Genomic DNA, 1,402 nt, shown 5'->3' on the forward strand with positions numbered 1-1,402 from the left:
ATGTTTTCAGCAACATAGATTAGGAACTCTTTGTCAGCCAAAATACATGACATACGACGACGGCTACCATCAAGAACTTCAATCTTACCGTCTTTGTTCTTACGACCAACTGCTGGGTATTGCTGACCACGTTCTTTCAATGTTGTAAGAACATCAGAAAGCGCATGCTCGTTTAAGAAAGATTGCTCACGAGCATTCTCTTCAAAAACAACCGTTCGAGTAGCCACTTCAGCCGCAGGAATTCGAACCAATTCAAATGAAACCAAATCTTCGCCAGCAACAGAAAGCTCAATCACTTGAGCCTGCTCTTTTGCCGCTGTTTGCGCTTCTTGTGGTGTTGCTACGCGACGTTTGTTTGCTTTACCAAATAGCTTTGCATTTAAGTCAGATGTTTTAATTGCCATTGTTGTTATCCCTGATTAAGTGAAGGCCAGTTGCTATGTAATACGCGCTCTAATTCTAGAGCACTTTTTTGTACTGCGTCTTGAGCAACAGCTAGAGTTTTCTTACCGCCCTCAAAGTCGCTTACCGTTAGATCGAAAACCGTGCTGTAAGTGTCAGCACAGGTTTCAAAAGCACGGCTTCTTGGAATGGTTGCCATCATTACTTGATCATTCAACAGGTAGTTCATTTCCGTCAGAACTGACACCTGTTTCTTGTTGTCGTCTTCAAACATGGTTGGCATTAGACGAACAAACTCGAGACCTTTCCAATCATCCGGGAACATTTCGTAAACCGTTGGTAAGTGCTGGAAGAAGTTAACCGTTGAAGCCCAATCCAAACGCTTAGCTGCACATGGAATCAGAAGTGCGTTCGACGCGTACATTGCATTCCATACTAGAGGGTCAACGTGCGGGCCGGTATCAATCATAATCACATCGAAATCATCGGCGATTTTGTCGATAAGCTTCTCTTTTAACAGACGAACAATATCAAGTGACTGATCTTGTGAAAGGCTTTGCCACGCTTCAGCGTTAAACATCGCATCTTCTGGGAAAGCAGAAATTGTCTTCAGGTTTGGATACTGAGTTGGCAATAGTACGTTCTTACGAAGAAACTCTAGATCGACATCTTGGCCTTCAGGCACATTGTCCAACATGATATCGACGGCAGAATAGATGCTGTCGTGCTCTGCCCCACTAATTTGTGGATTTAGGAACAGACGCAAAGAGCCCTGTGGGTCCAAGTCAATCAGACAGATACGGTAGCGCTTATCCAAATTCAGAGACAAACAAGCGGCTAAGTGAACTGCTGTCATTGATTTACCCGTACCACCCTTCTGGTTTTGTACGTTGATAATCCATGGCTTATTGTCAGCGTGCTGCTTACGTTCATGGAACTTCGGCACTTCTGCCGCGTCCATCAACATGTGAGCTTCTGTCAATGAAATCGAGTAATGATT

General features: G+C 44.1%; 2 protein-coding genes. Both read right to left on the reverse strand.

Going from position 1 to position 1,402, the window contains the following annotated elements:
• A partial coding sequence (locus AB4512_RS21755) for a ParB N-terminal domain-containing protein (RefSeq protein ID WP_372175627.1) occupies positions 1 to 404 on the reverse strand: 404 nt, incomplete at its 3' end.
• Between the two features lie 5 nt (positions 405 to 409).
• The coding region (locus AB4512_RS21760; RefSeq protein ID WP_372175628.1) for a ParA family protein at positions 410 to 1,402 on the reverse strand (993 nt) is incomplete at its 5' end.

This window comes from Vibrio sp. 10N.222.52.B7 (assembly GCF_041474275.1).
Taxonomy (GTDB): Bacteria; Pseudomonadota; Gammaproteobacteria; order Enterobacterales; family Vibrionaceae; genus Vibrio; species Vibrio crassostreae_C.